Raw genomic sequence first — 15,644 nt, 5'->3', positions numbered from 1 at the left:
TCCACAAACGACGGTCATTGTCGTAGCCGATGTTTGCGGGGATTGACGAAGGCGGTCGTGGGGTGATCGACACAATCTCGGGAACTCGTCGGCTGAAAGGAGCCAGCTGACGCTGCAACAGCGCTGCGTACCCTTTCCTTCCGCGGTTCCGACGGTTAACTTGATCCCATACTGCTGCACTTCGGTGGGACTGGATGACGATACTTGCCATATTAAGCATCTGGCTGCTGCTCAACGTTTTATTCGTGCTCATCGTGGTTCCTCCCCGCGGGTCGCGATCGCGGCTCAACAGGTCGGGAACAATCCTTGCGCCGGTCCCGATCGAAAAGAATCAAGACCAGCTCGATAGCAACGAAACATTCTCCCTTCGCCACGCTCTCGGATCACTCGCGACGGGAGTCTTTTTCGTCCTGATGCCCCGGGTGATCGCAATACGGGAGGTCATCGTGCGGCTATGGAACAGGACGCGTAGGTATAAGGCCTAAAACTTGGTGATGAGCGCGACGACCTGCTTCAAAGGCTCCAAAAGGAGCTCTCGCCTCAATCCGCATCTAGCTCAGCGCATATGAATGAGTCCGCGCCGCGCCCCGCCAAGGCCGCCCGCGCTGCCCTAGTACGCCTCCTGGGAAATGACGGTAGCCGCCGTGCGCGCCATGATTTTCAGGTCGAGCCAAATGCTCCAATTCCTTACATACCAAACGTCATATTCTACCCGCTTTTCCATCAGGTCGATGGTCGGCGTTTCGCCCCGGAAGCCGTTAACCTGAGCCCAGCCCGTGAGGCCCGGCTTCATGTGGTGGCGGTATACGTAATTGCTGATGAGCTCGTCATAATAGTTGTCGTGGGCAAGCGCATGTGGGCGTGGTCCGACCAACGACATGTCGCCGCACAGCACGTTCCAGAGCTGGGGCAACTCGTCAATGCTGGTCATGCGCAGGAAGCGCCCAATCCTCGTGACGCGCGCGTCCCTCTTGGTTGCCTGAGTAATCGAGTTACCATTCTCGCACACGTACATGCTGCGAAATTTCCAGATGTCAAACGGCTTGCCGTTGAAGCCGCGGCGCGACTGTCGAAAGATCACGCTTCCAGGCGAATCCAGCTTGATCAGAATGGAGACGGTGATCAGCACCGGCGCCAGGGCCACTAGCGAAAACAACGCCAGACCGATGTCGAGGCAGCGCTTTTGGAGACGTTCAAACACGCTGAGCGGTGGTCGCTGAATCTCGATTGCCACCGTGCCGCTGACCGGCAAAAACGGGCGCGATACCAGATCAGCGATCGAATTATCCGGCAAGAGACGGATCGGCTGTGGTACAGCGCGCAAGTGAAGTTCGAGTTGCTGCAACAACGGCAGCTCATTCCAATCAACCGCCAACAGGTACTCCTCGACATCCGCTGCACGGGATTGGAGAATGACATCGCGAATTTGGCTCTCCCAGCTGGTCCCATGGTTGTTCGCGGGAAGCACGAAATGGCGAACCACGTCGAATCCGTTCTTGCGCAGGTCCTTGAAACGGCTCGAGGTGAAATCAAGCGGCTTCAAGCTGAGCAAGGCAACCTTGCGATCGACCAATCGGCCCTTGGCAAAGTTCGTGCCGAGCACCCACTGCCACGCAAAGCGCAGGCTGAGCAACCCAAGGCCGCCAATTCCGGTGAAGACGAGAAACGTGCCGCGGGAGAGATTGTCCGACGATTTCAATAGAAACGCCGCGACCGCAAGGATCGTCAGTGACACCAGCCAGATGATCACCGCTTTGCGCAATTGCCAGACCAGACTGAGCAAACGGTGCGTTGCATACACACCCTGAAAATAGGCGATTGCAACGAACACTGCGCTGACGATCAGTCCGGCGCCGATGGGCGCTCCGTCTCCAGATGACGGCGCGGCGACGCTATAAAGTTCCGACGCCAGCGCATAGCAGAGCAAGATCAGCAAAAGGTCGGCCGCGATGACGAGGAGCTGAAAAGGCTTCTGAAGAGCCGTGCCCCGTGCGGAGGACGTGGCATAGGTGCTATCGGAGCCATAAGTGGCAACAACCATTCGATCCTCTACGTGTGGAGAGTGCCTGGCGGTCATTGTGATGCTGAAGATTTACCGCTTCCAAACGAAGGGTGTTAAGTGATCGCAGCGACATTGTGGCGCTGCATGCAAAACTTTTGCGATGCACGAATGATGTGTCGCGTCGAAATGCGCATCGACAATTCGACCCGCGCTGAAGATCTCGTCACGGTGCTGACATATCGGCGACGCGCTGCCGCATTTTGAATCAAGTTCCATATCCTCGGCGTGCTTTAATGGTCACGCGAGCGCGGCTTCGCTCATCTTTGAGGTTTGAGGCGCTCATCTGTCGCGAGAGCGCGAGGAGTCACTTGCGGGAATACAGATGAATTTCAATCTGCGGCTGCATCACGAGATTTGGAATGAGGCATGCATCTTTGCTATGCAGTTCAGCGCTGCAATTTTCGCGGACTGCTGGAATCTGTCGCAAGGGTAGGCAAGAAGTTCCGCCCTTCTTTTGGCGTGATCAAGCCGGAGAACGAGGACCTACTCCATCCACCACACATTGTTCGTATCAGATGGGGAGTTCTCAGGTGCCGGCGACTTGGGGAAACTTCTCGACCACCTGATCGATTTTGCTCCATGATATCTCTCGCCCGACCACGTCGGCCAATCCACAAGCCGCACTTGCCCGACGGGATTCGCGTCTATGCGATCTCGGATATTCACGGCTGTGCGCATCTGCTGCAGCCGATGTTGCGGGTGATCGACGCCGACGTGGCTCGCAGCCGCCCGCACTATGCGATCGAGGTTTTCATGGGCGATTACATCGATCGCGGCCCGGACACGCGCGCCACCCTCGACATCCTGGTCGAGCGTAGTCGCCGGGGCAATGCGGTCTTCCTCAAGGGTAATCACGAGGCATTTCTGGTGAGCGTGTTCGAAGACCCTTCACTGTTCGCGGACTGGATTGCGGTCGGGGGGGCGCAGACATTGATGTCTTACGGGCTCGCCCCGCCGGATTTGAAGCGCGAGGAGCCGACGTCGATCCTGCGCGATTTGATTCGCGCAATGCCGACTGAGCATCTGGAATTCCTGGACAATCTGCGGCTTAGCTTTACGTGCGGGGATTTCTTCTTTGTGCATGCGGGCGTTCGACCCGGCGTGGCGCTATCCGAACAGCAAGAGAACGATCTTTTGTGGATTCGTAAGGAGTTCTTGGAGAGCAAAAAGCATTTTGGAAAATATGTCGTGCATGGTCACACGCCGGTGCGCAGCGCCGACGTACGGTATAACCGCGCCAACATCGACACCGGCGCCTATGCTACCGGCAATCTCACTCTGATGAGTATCCAGGGAAGCAGCATGCTCGCGGTGTGACATGGCGACAAGGGCTTGCCACGCGGGAAACGGCTTCCAAGGTTGGAACGGCTGGCGGTCGCACCAATCAACCTCTAGTTAAGCCGCAGCGCTCTCTCCCGGCGCATACGTGTCTGGGCCATCCAGTCACCCCAGGCGGGTTCATGCTTGACGTAAAGCTCCGCCCAACGTTCGCCATGCCTGGCCTGCGGACGCGCGCCGCCTCGCCGAGCAGGTCGGCGCCGGGACGTGTGTCCGGCCTGTCCAGCGCCTCGAACTCGCTCGTTTAGTTCGAGGACTGGATTGCCTTCGGCGGGACCCCGACGTTGATGTCCTACGGGCTCGCTCAAGCGCGACGAGCCGGCATCGATCCTGCGCGACTTGATTCGCGCGATGCCGACCGAACATCTGGAATTTTCGACAATCTGCGGTTGAGCTTCAGTTGCGAAGACTTCTTTTTCGTCCACGCCGGCGGTCGTCCGGGCGTTCCGCTGGCCGAGCAGACCGAGCGCGATTTGCTCTGGATCCGCGAGGAGTTTCTGCGAAGCGACGAGCAGTTCGGAAAATATATCGTCCATGGCCACACGCCGGTCCGGAGCGCCGAATTTCTGGCGAACCGCGTCAACATCGATACGGGCGCCTATGCCACGGGCAATCTGACCTTGATGAGCATCCAGGGAAGCAGAATGCTGGCGGTGTGAGATCGGATGCGAACGAGCCGATGGACTAGTTGAGCAAGTGAGTCGTCAGCCGAGTGCGGGTCTCGGCCATCCAATGGCTCCAGGCCTGCTCGTGTTTGACGTAGAGCTCGAGCCAACGCTCGTTATGCTTGTGCTCACGAATCCCAGACCCATTGGCGAGCAGATCAGCGCCCGGGCGGGCTTGCCCACTCTCGAGAGTCTCGAATTCGATTGTCTCGGAAATCGTCAGGCCGACCAGAACACGTTGGCCGGCACCGTCCTTGATGTAGCGCCGCGGAGCATCCTTCTTTGGCTCGCTCATGTCGTCGTCCCCTGGATTGATACGAAACGCGTCTACGGCGTGACTGGAACCTAGAAAGCCCGTCGCGTATGTCCGAAAGTCGAAATCGGAGCAGGTGTCGCTGATGAGCGTGAGGCGGAGGGGAACAAGTTCGCCAACTTACGGCGGACACGCCAGGCGCGTAATGCGTATCCCAACGCTAGCCCGGAGCAGAAGAACGATGCGGAGACAGAGGCAGAAACCATTGAATGCGTCCTGAGGAATCTGACACTCATCAAGAGTGAGTAGTGTGTCGACATCATGATTCCTGGCGCCGAAAGATTGATCACGTGAGATCTTTGGTGTGCAGCGTCGGACTCGATCTTCACCGCACACCTGCACTTATCCCTTCGGAGTTGCACGACGATTCCTGATATGGCGCTCGGCGCTCTGATCCGGCCGATCACGACGCGCACGGGCTCCATGCCCCGTAGACAGATTGTTCGCGGCATTTGGTGCGACCGCACGCCCTTGCAACCTTTCGGAACCCGTAGCATTATTGCCCGTCTCATTTTAATAGGGATTCCATGCAATGAGCCTCCGTGCCCTTGTTCCATCGATTGCCCTTTCCGTACTCGGCATCGCCATGACAACAACCATGGCTCCGGCCGCAGAACTGGCGCTTGCCCCATCGCACCATCGCGCGGCCTACGTCCAGACCGGCTATGTGTTTTGGGACGACGTCTATCCCCCCGCGGTCTATGGCCCGCAGCTTCGTCCCGTCGAAGAGGTCCAAGCCATGAAGGCACAGGCCCAGCCGATCCCTCGTCGTGGTTGGTGGCCATTTTGGTTTCGGTAAGCACCGGAGTGATTAGCTAAGCCAAGTCACGCTCGAACAACGACCGCCGCTACATCGGGGCAACCGAGCAGCGGCGGTTTGCGTTGCAAGCTCGAGCTTTTTCGCTGATGGGACTGCCGCGGAGCGCTTTTCAACTGCGTAAGTTGGGCGATGCGCTCAAGAGCCGCGCAACCGCAGCCGGGCACCGCCTGTCACGCACCTGCTGGGCCGGGCAGCCATAGCGGCGGGCGACATCGGTTACAATGTACGCATCCGGCGAAGGCCCCTGCTAGACCGCGCATCGCCGCGCGCCCCGGCTGGAAGAAAATGCGAAAACAACCCCTGCACAGTAGGGGTGATTAAATACCTCAACCCAAACCCACTTCGCTATTGGCCAGCCCGGCCGTTGCCGATACCACTCAGCCCGCCCCCGCCGCGCGGACAATGGAACCGATCATGCCGTTTGAAAGCTACAAGAATAGCCGCATCCTCGTAACGGGAGGCGCCGGCTTCATAGGATCGCACATCTGCGAGCGACTGCTCGATGCCGACGCCGAGGTGGTGTCGGCGGACAATTATTTCACCGGCAGCCGGCGCAACATCGCCCATCTGATCGCAAATCCGCTATTCGAGGCGGTCAGGCACGACGTCACCTTCCCGCTCTACATCGAGGTCGACGCGATCTTCAACCTGGCCTGCCCGGCCTCGCCGATCCACTACCAGCGCGACCCCGTGCAGACCACCAAGACCTCGGTGCATGGTGCCATCAACATGCTCGGCCTCGCCAAGCGGCTGAAGGCGCGTATCTTCCAAGCCTCGACCAGCGAGGTTTACGGCGATCCGCTGATTCATCCCCAGACCGAAGATTACTGGGGCAACGTCAATCCGATTGGCATCCGCTCCTGCTACGACGAGGGCAAGCGCTGCGCCGAGACGCTGTTCTTCGACTACTGGCGCCAGCACGGCTTGCCGATCAAGGTCGCGCGCATCTTCAACACCTATGGCCCGCGCATGCAGCCCAATGACGGCCGCGTGGTCTCGTCCTTTATCGTCCAGGCGCTGAAGGGCGAGCCAATCACCGTGTTCGGCGACGGCGATCAGACCCGCTCGTTCTGCTATGTCGACGATCTCGTCGAGGCCATCATGCGGTTGATGGCGACTGCTGAAGAGGTCACCGGCCCGATCAATCTCGGCAACAATTCCGAGTTCACGATCCGCGAGCTCGCCGAGAATGTCATCAAGCTCACTGGCTCGCGCTCCAAGCTCGAATTCAAGCCGCTGCCGCAGGACGATCCGCGCCAGCGCCAGCCCGACCTCACCAAGGCGAAGGCAGTCCTGAACTGGGAGCCGAAGGTTGCGCTCGAAGACGGGCTGAAGGAGACCATTGCCTACTTCAAGCACTCGCTCGAAATCGCCTGAGCCCGCTCGCGCCTTCCATCATCTCGCCCGCTGCTCGCTGCTGCTGGCATGCCGGACGTGAGCTTGCGGTCGGGCCGCCGGCTACTGATCTGAAGTGCCTCTGCAATCGAACGAACCGTCTCGCCCGCGTCAGCCCTCGCCAGAGCGAGTTCGCGAAGATCTTCCGAATAGGGTCGCGTCATCCATGCTGGCCCCTGTTCCCCAGCATGGAGTTTGAATCAGATATTGCCGCCGGTGGGAATCCCGATTCCGGAAAAAAACAACATGCGCTAGGCTGCTTTTGGCGGAAGGCTGATCGTGCTATGCGGCGTGGGCGACGCTTTGAGGCTGCCCATTCCAAGGCAGCAGTTCGTCAATGCGCTTGGCGGGGTGATCCGGTAGGCGCGCCAGCACGTCGGCAAGCCAGGCCTGCGGGTCGATGTCATTGAGCTTGGCGGTGGCGATGAGACTGTAGATGGCGGCCGCACGCCGGCCGCCCTCGTCGGACCCGGCAAAGGTCCAATTTTTTCGACCCACGGCGACCGCCCGTAGCTCACGCTCAGCAGCATTGTTCGACATGCAAAGCCGTCCGTCATCAAGGAAGCGGCTAAATGCATCCCATCGGCTGAGGCAATGATTGATCGCTTTGGTCGTGTCATTGTTCCTGGAGAGCTTGGCGCGCTGCTCGCGCAACCACGCCTCCAGCTCGACGATGAGCGGGCGGCCGCGCTTCTGGCGCACACGCAAACGCTCCTGCGGAGCAAGGCTGTTGATCTCGCGCTCGATGGCGAACAGGACATCGACGCACTTGACCGCCTCGGCCGCGATCGGCGCCTTGCTGAGCCGCGCGAGATCAAAGAACTTGCGCCTGCCATGCGCCCAGCACGCGGCCTCGATGATCGGGCCACCTTTGCGATTGGCCTCATAGAGCCTGCCAAAGCCGGCGTAGGCGTCGGCCTGCATCAGTCCGGCATAGCCCGCCAGATGCTGCTCCGGATGCACACCGCCACGAACACGCTCTCTGTCCGGACTGCTGGTCGCGCCGTCGATTCAAATCACAGCGATCAGCCGGCCGTCTGCGGCCGCCACGTATGTTGCGGCATCCGCCAGTCAATGCCCTCAAGCAGGTAGCCAAGCTGGGCTGGGGTGATCGTCACCACGCCATCAGCCGACGACGGCCAGAGAAAGCGGCCGCGCTCCAGCCGCTTGGCATAGAGCGACATGCCCAGCCCATCATGCCAAAGGATCTTGCTTGCCGCTTTTGCCACGGAACAGATAGAGGTCGCCACCGTGCGGGTCTCGCTTGAAGGCTTCCTGCACCGGCAAGCCCAGCGAGTTCATGCCGCGACGCATATCAGTGTGGCCGGTCGCAATCCACACCCGCACGCCCGACGCAATGGGGATCACCGGAGGCGTCCATCTGCCAGCGCGGCCACGGCGGCCTTTAGCGTCGCCGCGTCGACCGCACCCGTGATCCGCATCCGAGCTCCGGTCGCAAACTCGATCTCGATCGCCCCGCCGCTGCTGGCCGGCGCGGCTGGACAAGGCGTCGGCCCCGATTCCGCGACCACCACCGCCGGTACGAAGCCAGGCTGATCGGCGGGATCCTTCGGCTCCGGCCGAAACGAGCGTCGCCATCGCAGCAGCAGTGACCGCGAAACGCCATACCTGACGGATACGTTACAATCGCACCCGGCTTCAAGGCTTTCCGCGACAATCTGGGCCTTCTCATGCGGCCGGTTCTTCCGACCCGCAACAGCATGCACTTGTATCCGTCTGGTGAAGGCCGCCTTGCCGATGAGGCGTGTTGAGTACTGTCCTAATGGACAGTGATGGGCGCACCATCGGCAGTAATGAAGGACTCCGTTGATAGTGCTAATACGCGAGCAAGCAGCCCCTCGTTGCCCCGCTTGGCGCGAAGCGCGAGGATGACGAGGGAAGGCACGAGGCCTTATCCGCTCCTGCGGCGGCCTTCGCCGCGCGGACGGTCGATCAGGAAGTCCTCCAGCCTATTTCCAGCCATAAGCTGTGCTTTGAGCCACAGAGGTGTCTTGCCACGGCCTGACCAACTTTGCACCAGATTATCTGGATTGTGATACTTGGCGAAAACTGGCGGGTACGAGCGGCGTTTTCGCACACCCCTCATCCTCTCGGCAGCGTCGAGTTCACAAAGGCGCAATTCCAATGCGGCTTTCTTGGTGACTATCTTTTCAGCCAGCACATCCGTGATTTCTTGATACAAAATCCACAGATCATCTGTGCACATGGATCTAAACTCGTCACTTGTCATGACACCCCCAAAGCAAGACACCGTGTTTGCGCTGCAAGCGGCAATCTAATCTACCGCGGGTGACCGGCAAGAGTTGGGCGATATAATCCACATTATTATCATTATCGGACCTGGATTTTCGCCGCCGAATGCAAGGCTGGTCCATCTGCCGCGTGGTTCAATCGTCGGCAATGGTCAGCCCGACCGTCCTTGAACCGATCATTGAGCAGCGCAATTCAAATGGATGCGGACTCCATTTTAAATATGATCTTGCCGCCATTCTCGTTTTGAATACCACCACCCATACTGCTAGAGGAGTTTCTGCGATGCCACTGCATTTCCGTCGCTCTGTCACGCACATGGACATATGGAGTGCAAGCACTCACGGCCTTTCTTTTATGGTCAGGATCGAGAGCATCGATGGTCCCAGGTTTTATGATCGCCCTGGCTATATGGCGAGTTGGAGGCCGCTTTACGAAAGCGCGGCGCCATCGAGCTCGATGCTCGATGCATCCCCACTCACGATGTTTGCGGAGGCCGAGAAGGCCTTGGTCTGCTCAGACGTATAGGACGAGATGAGCAGAACTCGATGGCAGCACCTATAGTCTCCAACCTCTCAGGTTCGCGATAGCCGTCAAGCCCCGACTCGCCGGACTGCTTTGGCCAACTCCTCTCCTGGCGCTCACAGCCGGAGTTGAGCGGGAGCTGGCACGGGCACCCGGCTAGTTTAGGGCTGGAGCATCTCCAGCGGAAATTTCCGGGGCTGCGCGGTTGATGCTGCTACTCCGCTTCTACGAAGCGGCGACAGATGCGGGCGAACTTCGGCAAGTTCACGCCGAAGGACTCTCAAGCCGGGGAGACCACACCAACTGATGATTGGCCCAAAGCCCTTGGCGTCATTCTCCGGGCTGCGCCAACGTTGCACCGCCGGCGGGGCTACCGCCACATAGTAGGAGCGTCACTCAGCGCTTTCCGGCCGACCTGCATCAGGCCATCGGCCGATGTTTCGCCTTTCGTCGCGGCCTCAAGAATTTTGGATGCCACATGTGCGCGGGCACCGGTTTCGTGAGGCGAAACGCCATCACAGATTTCGTTCAGAACTGCACGTAGCAGGGCAGTGGTAGCGGCATCAAACATTGTGCCCCCGGAGAATGAAAGATATACAAGGATCGGCTCGAGAGACGAATTCAAGAAATTGATCGTCAGTTTAGCAAAATAACCCAAGGGTTCAATCGGATATATTTCAAGCCGGGGAATTTTTGAATTTTTTAAAGTAGCTGGACCGGACTGCGCTTTTTCATCCTCGGGATTTTTAGGGAAAGCTTGAGTTCTCGCGCCTTCGAGATGACGGCAGCTGGGCTGCGTTCAAGCCTCGAAGCAAGTTCTCGGGTGGGCAATTCTCGCGCTAGCGTCCTCAATAAGGCCAGATCTTGATAGCTCCACGGTCTCACGACGTGTCGTCGCATCGCTGTCTCCAACTCGGTTAAATAAAAAATCTACTGCCAAAAATTCGTTCGGCGCCGCATACAATGAAAATAGCGCGGTTTAGGCGATGTCGAAGCAGGCGAACTGTCCGGCGCCGAGAGGCTTGTGGAATTATTGCGAACTGAGCGCTTTCGGTTTTAATTAACAAACCTCGCCGCTTGCCAACAGCAAGGCTCACGATCGGAGTTTGGCTCGCGGGGTTGCACGTTTTCTTGGGTCGTTGGTGGACGATTTGCGAGCCTGTATCGCGAGATTTGGGCCACGAGCCAGGAGCCGCCTAGTGCGGACGACGCCAGCGACGCCGCTTGATAGCCTCCTCTCCGACCCGGATGGTGATTTTGTCCGATACGACCGGAGGATCGAATGGGTAGTGCTTGGCGTCGCCCAGAACGAGCTGGAGAGTGTGCCTTCCAGGCGGAAGTTCGAGATACGTTTCGGTCTGTCCGGCGCCGAAGTGCAAGTGAGATTTGTCTTGCGGGATTGGCTCCTTGGGATCGACCGGCTCGTCAACGTCCACCAAAAGATGGTGATGACCGCTGTTCGCGTAGTCGTCGCCCGCGTGCGTCACGCCCATGTTTCGCAGCCCGAACCGGGCCCAAAAGCCGCTTTTGATTTTCTGGCCATCCATGGGCGAGATAAAGTACAGCTTCGCGTCATTCGGAGCCGATTTACCTTGCCCATGCGCCATTTCTGTCAGCAAGAGCGGCGCTACAAGGACAACCATTCCCACAATCCTCATCCGGTACCTCCTTGCCAGTTCTCAGGGACCTAGGGCCACACGCAGGCCGTGCGTCGGATATCTGACCCCAGTGTCATAGCTGTCTCGGTTCGAGGGACGCACGTATCTGGCATCGTTTTTCCAAGAGCCGGACCGAATAACGCGCGAGGCGCAGTCCCCTGTAATCCAGGGTGAGCCATCTGTCGGCGCGCCCTGATAATTTTTATGCCAGCAGTCATCGGTCCATTGATCGACCGTCCCTCCCATGTCGTACAGACCGAACCGATTTTGCGGATAGTTTCCCACCTTGACCGGAGCCGCGGACGAGGACGGTTCGCAATCCTTGCATCCCGCCATCCCCGGCAACATCCGATCGCCCCACCAATACTTGGACTGAGTGCCTGCGCGCGCCGCATACTCCCACTCCGCTTCACTCGGCAGCCGATATGGCTTGCCGGTCACCTTGGCCAGCCATGTCACATATTGTCGTGCATCCGTCCAACTCAGGTTGCCCGCTGGCGCCTCGTCTTCTCCCGCTGCGCTAACGGTGCAGGCCTTGGCGGCGGCGCATTCATTCCATTCTCGAACGGTCACTGGATATTTGCCAATTGAGAACGGTCGCACCGTCACCTGATGGATCGGCCGTTCCGTCGGATCATCATTGCTGCCCATTGCAAACGCACCACCGGGAATCGGAACCATCTCGGGCTCGCGCGGAGTAGGCTCATGAGACGCCTGCGGAACGGGTGTGCTCGACTTCGCCACGATGGTTGGCGCGTTGACGCTTGACGATGCCGGCGCCTCCGGGCTCTGCTGAGACTGAGCCAGACTGGGAGTTGTCGGCGTGAGTGGAGCGACGGGGGTCGAAGACGGAACCGAAACTTGCCGCCCCTCTCCACCCTTCGGCTGCTGGACCAGGTACCACAGCACACTGCTCGCCAAGACCAGACTTGTGACGCCCAGCAGCAAGATCAGGATCGTCTCGCGACGATTCCGTCGACCTGCAACTGCCTGTGCATCGGGGAGGACCCGGTAGATCGTCACAGGATCGGTGATGTTCTTGACGCGCCGGTCTCCCAACGCTTCATAGCCGCAGACCAGCTTGTGTTTGATCTGCTCGTAGATTGCGCCGGAGATGAATACCTGCCCCGGTTCAGCAAGACCTTCGATGCGCGTGGCGATGTTGACGCCGTCGCCGTAAATGTCGTCCGGCTCGACGATGACGTCACCCAGGTTGACGCCAATCCGATACTCGATTCTTGAATGCTTCGGCAAAGGGACGTTGCGGCCAAGCAGGTTCTGCTGAATCACGATTGCGCAACGCACCGCTTCAACCGGACTGTCAAAAATCGCGATAAAGCCGTCTCCCGTCGTCTTAACGAGCCTCCCCTCGTGTTCACTTATGCTCGGCTCCACCAAATCGCGCTGAATGCGTTTGACACGCTTGTGGGTCCCCTCCTCGTCCAACTGCATGAGATGGCTATAGGAGGCGATATCACCGACGATGATCGCTGCGAGGCGGCGCGGCGCGCTACTGTCCCCACCTCCCTCCCGCTCTCCAGACCTGAAACTGCGTATCTCGGCCATCATTGAGCTCCAGGGCTGCGGACAGTTCTTGAGTCGCCATGCAGCTTTCGATTGGCGTGATCAAAATGATATTAAATAGACCATATTTAAATTTGAGGTCAATGTCTATCATCGGACCCTTTACCCGAATTCAATGTAGCGATTTCTTGGTGTATCCTCTCACCGTTGCAGGCTCTCGTGCTGCGAAAAGCGATCAATTGTCTAGATGGCCCCGCGCAGCGAGCGGGGCTTCTCGCCGATTGCCTCGTGCAACGAACTTTGGTCACCGGCCCTGCTCTTTTTCATGAACAGTAAGGACGATCGGTTTGCCTGCGGGAAAGCAGCCGCCGTTGTGAACGGGGTCACAACGGAATTGAAACGAGAGCGCTAAGGTGCGCCGACGCACTTGCGCGAATATCCTATAGGTGCGCGCTCCAAAGATGGAGGCGACCATGCTCGTCATATTCGACCTGCTCTATCGCGAATATTGCCGCGCCCGCCTTGCTGAAATGCAAAAACCGCTTTTGCTCGCCGGCGAAAGCGCCAAGCCTTCAAAAGAAGGTCATGGCGCCGCTGATCGGACTCACGACGAGAAAGGCTCCCTGCAGCAATGCGGCTGGCACGCTGCCGATCGAGGCGGCTGACCGCTGCGCACGCTGTTATAATCGCCTAATTCGCAGCCCAATCCTGACGAATTCCACCTTCCAGTCCGCGCTGCGTGACTAAATTTGGTCAAATTGGCACTGGTCTTTATCTCCGGGGCAGGACCAATTAAACCCGGAGTCTTGCATGTTTAAGCAAATAGTTGTTGCGTCCCTGCTTGTTTTAATTGAGCCCATCTCCTCGCAAGCTCGCCCGTTCCGCACGAGCCGGCCGCCAGAATGCAATGTGACAATGCCGTGCGATTTTTCGTATTCACTGCCAGGTGCGGCGCGCTTGTCTAGATCTTCCTATGGACTGCATGCTCTTGAGCGAAGGCCGTTTGCCAGATTGGCTATGTCTGCGGGCAGAGTAGACGTCCCAGCCGCCCGTATCGTTGGAGGTCGCCCTGCGGGCTGTCCTCAATCCTTCTGCGGCTGCGGTGCGGCTATGCATGTCTTTGGCCGCATCGTGCCGGAACTGAATCTCGCAGCCAATTGGCTGCGCTTCCCGCGGACGTCGCCGGCGCCCGGTATGGTGGCAGCGCGACACGGACACGTCTTCGTCTTGGAACAGCACATCGGTGGCGATATTTGGATGGCGTATGACGCAAACTCGGGAGGCCACGCGACGAGGATTCACGCGCGTTCGCTACGAGGCTACACAGTGGTGAATCCGCACGCAGCATGACGTACGCCGCTGCCGGATTTCGCCCACCCTGACGCGGACGAGCCTGCATGGCATACCCGCACGCAGAGCTTGAAGATGCGCGCGCGCGACAAAATCGGAGCGGCTGACAGCCATCGCGGTAGGGTCGGGATCCAACGGTGGAATCGCGTGACTACCGTCCGCGACCAGGTGTAGACGCGCGAGACAAGGAGCACTGCCGAGCGCTGTTGGTTAGACGGGTCGAACAGGTCATGCATCCAGCCGGAACGATTTCGCTCAGAGTTTCGCTCGCGCTCGGACGCAACGGCCTGGCCCCATTCTCCCCTAACATCCAAAGCCGCTGATCGCGCGCGATTGCAATGCCTCTCAACATAAAGCGACGTCGGGTTGAAGGCTGCCGCGTAGGTTACAAACGGTCAGCCGCCCGGATAGCCAGGGGCGTTCAATCTCAATTCATGAGCCTGAAAATCGACAATCACTCGGTTTGAATATTGAATAGAGCGAGTTAACGAACCATTTCGTCAAAATCAGCAGATCAGACGCGCGCCGACGCATGAAGCTGCCGCAGCGCTGCGGTCGGAATACTCAATTGATGGCGGCGCACCCCGTTTCGCATCGCTCCGATCGCGCAAGAAGTACGCCATCGGCCAAATGCTCCCAATACTCGGCCTCAGCGAGCAGCTTCCAACTTCGATCGGGATGATGAGCTGCAGTTTGTCGGCACAGCTGTGCCATCGCGCGCAATCGGCGTACGGTGTCCATCCACTCCTCCCTGGGTATTATTTTCTCGAAGTCTAATTCCATTTTTACGTCCAAGTCATTATGATTACATTTAATAACTATTTTATATCGGTAAAGGGTACTTTATTTCTGATTTTCAGCGAGCATGGCAGTCGGCTGGAGAACGCCGCTTTAAGGATCGCCAACGCGACTGCTCGCAGCAAATCTTCCCGCAGGATGGTCCGCCCACCGGGAAGAGAGTGACCCGGCGGGCATTCAGGGCGTGGCATATCTTGGCGTCTCGCGGGTTAGCTCTGATAGGGGCAGCGGGCCAACATCCTCGCTAGCTTACCTGAGCAGAGATCGCGGGGTGGCTCGGCTCGGGGTGTAGAAGAAACTCTGCATTGACGCGACAGTCGGCCTTGCGGATCATCGATGCGGCGAGGCCGAGGCCTGCGATCAGTTGGTCCCGGGCCGCTGTTGGCAGCGCACCACCTTCGGCGCGAGGAGACGAGTTCGGCTCGCATATGATGGCGCATCACCCCGCACGGAGAGTGTTTACGGGAGCGATTTCCGCCTCAATGTCTCGCCGCTCTCTCCAAGAATTCCAGCAGCGCCGGAGTCAATTCGTCGATCTCGACAAAGCGGCGACGCAGCTCGTCTGCGATGTCCGTGGTGACATCACGGGACCATCCTTCCGCCGTGTTGAACGCCACGATGCGGCTGGGATGCTCGTACTGACCATCGATCAAACGCCGCACCAGTGTCGCGCGAGAGGTGTCCTCTTCGGCCGTCTCGCACCAAGCTCTCCCAAGTCGGCTCCCGAAATCCTCAAGCACAAGATAGACGTCCTGATCTGCCGCCACGAGAGGCACTATGGATGGGGAGCGGCTCATGCCAGAACCTCTAAAGACTTCGATAATTGGTCATTTCGACTGTCGCGCTATTTACTCATGAGGGCGATTTATAATCAAGTTTAAATCGACTTTAATTGTGGACATGATTTTAATTTGAGGTAGGATTG

The 15,644-nt window shown here is 58.6% G+C and carries 12 protein-coding genes and 3 pseudogenes; 5 read left to right on the top strand and 10 right to left on the bottom strand.

Translation table 11 applies throughout. The features are described from left to right. Nucleotides 1-610 precede the first annotated feature (610 nt). Complete coding sequence (locus HYH07_RS32460; RefSeq protein WP_220006282.1) at nt 611-2,041, bottom strand: undecaprenyl-phosphate glucose phosphotransferase; 1,431 nt, start codon at nt 2,039-2,041, stop codon at nt 611-613. 600 nt (nt 2,042-2,641) lie between these two features. Between HYH07_RS32460 and HYH07_RS32455 the strand changes: the two genes are divergently transcribed. Both HYH07_RS32455 and HYH07_RS32450 read left to right on the top strand, forming a co-directional pair. Next, the gene (locus HYH07_RS32455) at nt 2,642-3,379 is read left to right on the top strand and encodes a metallophosphoesterase (protein WP_220006281.1); all 738 of its coding nucleotides are present in this window, start codon (nt 2,642-2,644) and stop codon (nt 3,377-3,379) included. A gap of 269 nt (nt 3,380-3,648) precedes the next feature. Next, nucleotides 3,649-4,059 (top strand): annotated as a pseudogene (locus HYH07_RS32450) (serine/threonine protein phosphatase); the annotation flags it as partial. 25 nt (nt 4,060-4,084) lie between these two features. On the opposite strand, the gene HYH07_RS32445 reads toward HYH07_RS32450, so the two are convergent. Beyond that, nucleotides 4,085-4,360 carry a hypothetical protein gene (locus HYH07_RS32445; protein ID WP_220006280.1) on the bottom strand — a complete coding sequence of 92 codons (276 nt, stop codon included), beginning with the start codon at nt 4,358-4,360 and terminating at the stop codon, nt 4,085-4,087. Between the two features lie 550 nt (nt 4,361-4,910). Here HYH07_RS32445 and HYH07_RS32440 point away from each other — a divergent pair. Next, nucleotides 4,911-5,177 (top strand): hypothetical protein, encoded by a 267-nt coding sequence (locus tag HYH07_RS32440; RefSeq protein WP_057747528.1) that lies wholly within the window; start codon nt 4,911-4,913, stop codon nt 5,175-5,177. A gap of 435 nt (nt 5,178-5,612) precedes the next feature. After that, a complete protein-coding gene (locus HYH07_RS32435) occupies nt 5,613-6,575 on the top strand; it encodes a UDP-glucuronic acid decarboxylase family protein (protein ID WP_220006279.1) in 963 nt (320 codons plus the stop codon). A 300-nt stretch (nt 6,576-6,875) separates the two neighbouring features. Here HYH07_RS32435 and tnpC read toward each other — a convergent pair. From tnpC to HYH07_RS32405, 7 genes and pseudogenes are all read right to left on the bottom strand, one after another. Then, nucleotides 6,876-7,571, bottom strand: a pseudogene (gene tnpC / locus HYH07_RS32430) (IS66 family transposase); the annotation flags it as partial. A gap of 47 nt (nt 7,572-7,618) precedes the next feature. After that, a pseudogene (tnpB, locus tag HYH07_RS36540) lies at nt 7,619-7,895 on the bottom strand (IS66 family insertion sequence element accessory protein TnpB). A gap of 62 nt (nt 7,896-7,957) precedes the next feature. Beyond that, the gene (tnpA, locus tag HYH07_RS36890) at nt 7,958-8,320 is read right to left on the bottom strand and encodes an IS66-like element accessory protein TnpA (RefSeq protein WP_409363929.1); all 363 of its coding nucleotides are present in this window, start codon (nt 8,318-8,320) and stop codon (nt 7,958-7,960) included. Between the two features lie 185 nt (nt 8,321-8,505). Further along, entirely contained in the window at nt 8,506-8,820 is a 315-nt protein-coding gene (locus tag HYH07_RS32420) for an H-NS family nucleoid-associated regulatory protein (RefSeq protein WP_228749900.1), read from the bottom strand. A 939-nt stretch (nt 8,821-9,759) separates the two neighbouring features. After that, nucleotides 9,760-9,960, bottom strand: a complete 201-nt coding sequence (locus HYH07_RS32415) for a hypothetical protein (protein ID WP_220006295.1) — start codon at nt 9,958-9,960, stop codon at nt 9,760-9,762. A 625-nt stretch (nt 9,961-10,585) separates the two neighbouring features. Further along, on the bottom strand, nt 10,586-11,047 hold the full coding sequence (locus HYH07_RS32410) for a DUF4399 domain-containing protein (RefSeq protein ID WP_220006277.1): 462 nt from the start codon (nt 11,045-11,047) through the stop codon (nt 10,586-10,588). Between the two features lie 21 nt (nt 11,048-11,068). Next, entirely contained in the window at nt 11,069-12,613 is a 1,545-nt protein-coding gene (locus HYH07_RS32405; RefSeq protein WP_220006276.1) for an SUMF1/EgtB/PvdO family nonheme iron enzyme, read from the bottom strand. Between the two features lie 431 nt (nt 12,614-13,044). On the opposite strand from HYH07_RS32405, the gene HYH07_RS32400 reads away from it, so the two are divergent. Continuing rightward, on the top strand, nt 13,045-13,236 hold the full coding sequence (locus HYH07_RS32400; protein ID WP_228749899.1) for a hypothetical protein: 192 nt from the start codon (nt 13,045-13,047) through the stop codon (nt 13,234-13,236). 1,962 nt (nt 13,237-15,198) lie between these two features. On the opposite strand, the gene HYH07_RS32395 is transcribed toward HYH07_RS32400, so the two are convergent. Continuing rightward, on the bottom strand, nt 15,199-15,516 hold the full coding sequence (locus tag HYH07_RS32395) for a hypothetical protein (RefSeq protein WP_220006274.1): 318 nt from the start codon (nt 15,514-15,516) through the stop codon (nt 15,199-15,201). Nucleotides 15,517-15,644: the final 128 nt, after the last annotated feature.

Origin of the sequence: Bradyrhizobium sp. BR 10261, assembly GCF_019455395.1 — a bacterium.
Classification (GTDB): Bacteria; Pseudomonadota; Alphaproteobacteria; order Rhizobiales; family Xanthobacteraceae; genus Bradyrhizobium; species Bradyrhizobium manausense.
This window is presented reverse-complemented; position numbering and strand designations above follow the sequence as displayed.

Coding starts and splice junctions, on each gene's coding strand:
- HYH07_RS32460 (WP_220006282.1), bottom strand. CDS start 2,041: ATGGTTGTTGCCACTTATGGCTCCGATAGCACCTATGCCACGTCCTCC.
- HYH07_RS32455 (WP_220006281.1), top strand. CDS start 2,642: ATGATATCTCTCGCCCGACCACGTCGGCCAATCCACAAGCCGCACTTG.
- HYH07_RS32445 (WP_220006280.1), bottom strand. CDS start 4,360: ATGAGCGAGCCAAAGAAGGATGCTCCGCGGCGCTACATCAAGGACGGT.
- HYH07_RS32440 (WP_057747528.1), top strand. CDS start 4,911: ATGAGCCTCCGTGCCCTTGTTCCATCGATTGCCCTTTCCGTACTCGGC.
- HYH07_RS32435 (WP_220006279.1), top strand. CDS start 5,613: ATGCCGTTTGAAAGCTACAAGAATAGCCGCATCCTCGTAACGGGAGGC.
- HYH07_RS32420 (WP_228749900.1), bottom strand. CDS start 8,820: ATGTGCACAGATGATCTGTGGATTTTGTATCAAGAAATCACGGATGTG.
- HYH07_RS32415 (WP_220006295.1), bottom strand. CDS start 9,960: ATGTTTGATGCCGCTACCACTGCCCTGCTACGTGCAGTTCTGAACGAA.
- HYH07_RS32410 (WP_220006277.1), bottom strand. CDS start 11,047: ATGAGGATTGTGGGAATGGTTGTCCTTGTAGCGCCGCTCTTGCTGACA.
- HYH07_RS32405 (WP_220006276.1), bottom strand. CDS start 12,613: ATGGCCGAGATACGCAGTTTCAGGTCTGGAGAGCGGGAGGGAGGTGGG.
- HYH07_RS32400 (WP_228749899.1), top strand. CDS start 13,045: ATGCTCGTCATATTCGACCTGCTCTATCGCGAATATTGCCGCGCCCGC.
- HYH07_RS32395 (WP_220006274.1), bottom strand. CDS start 15,516: ATGAGCCGCTCCCCATCCATAGTGCCTCTCGTGGCGGCAGATCAGGAC.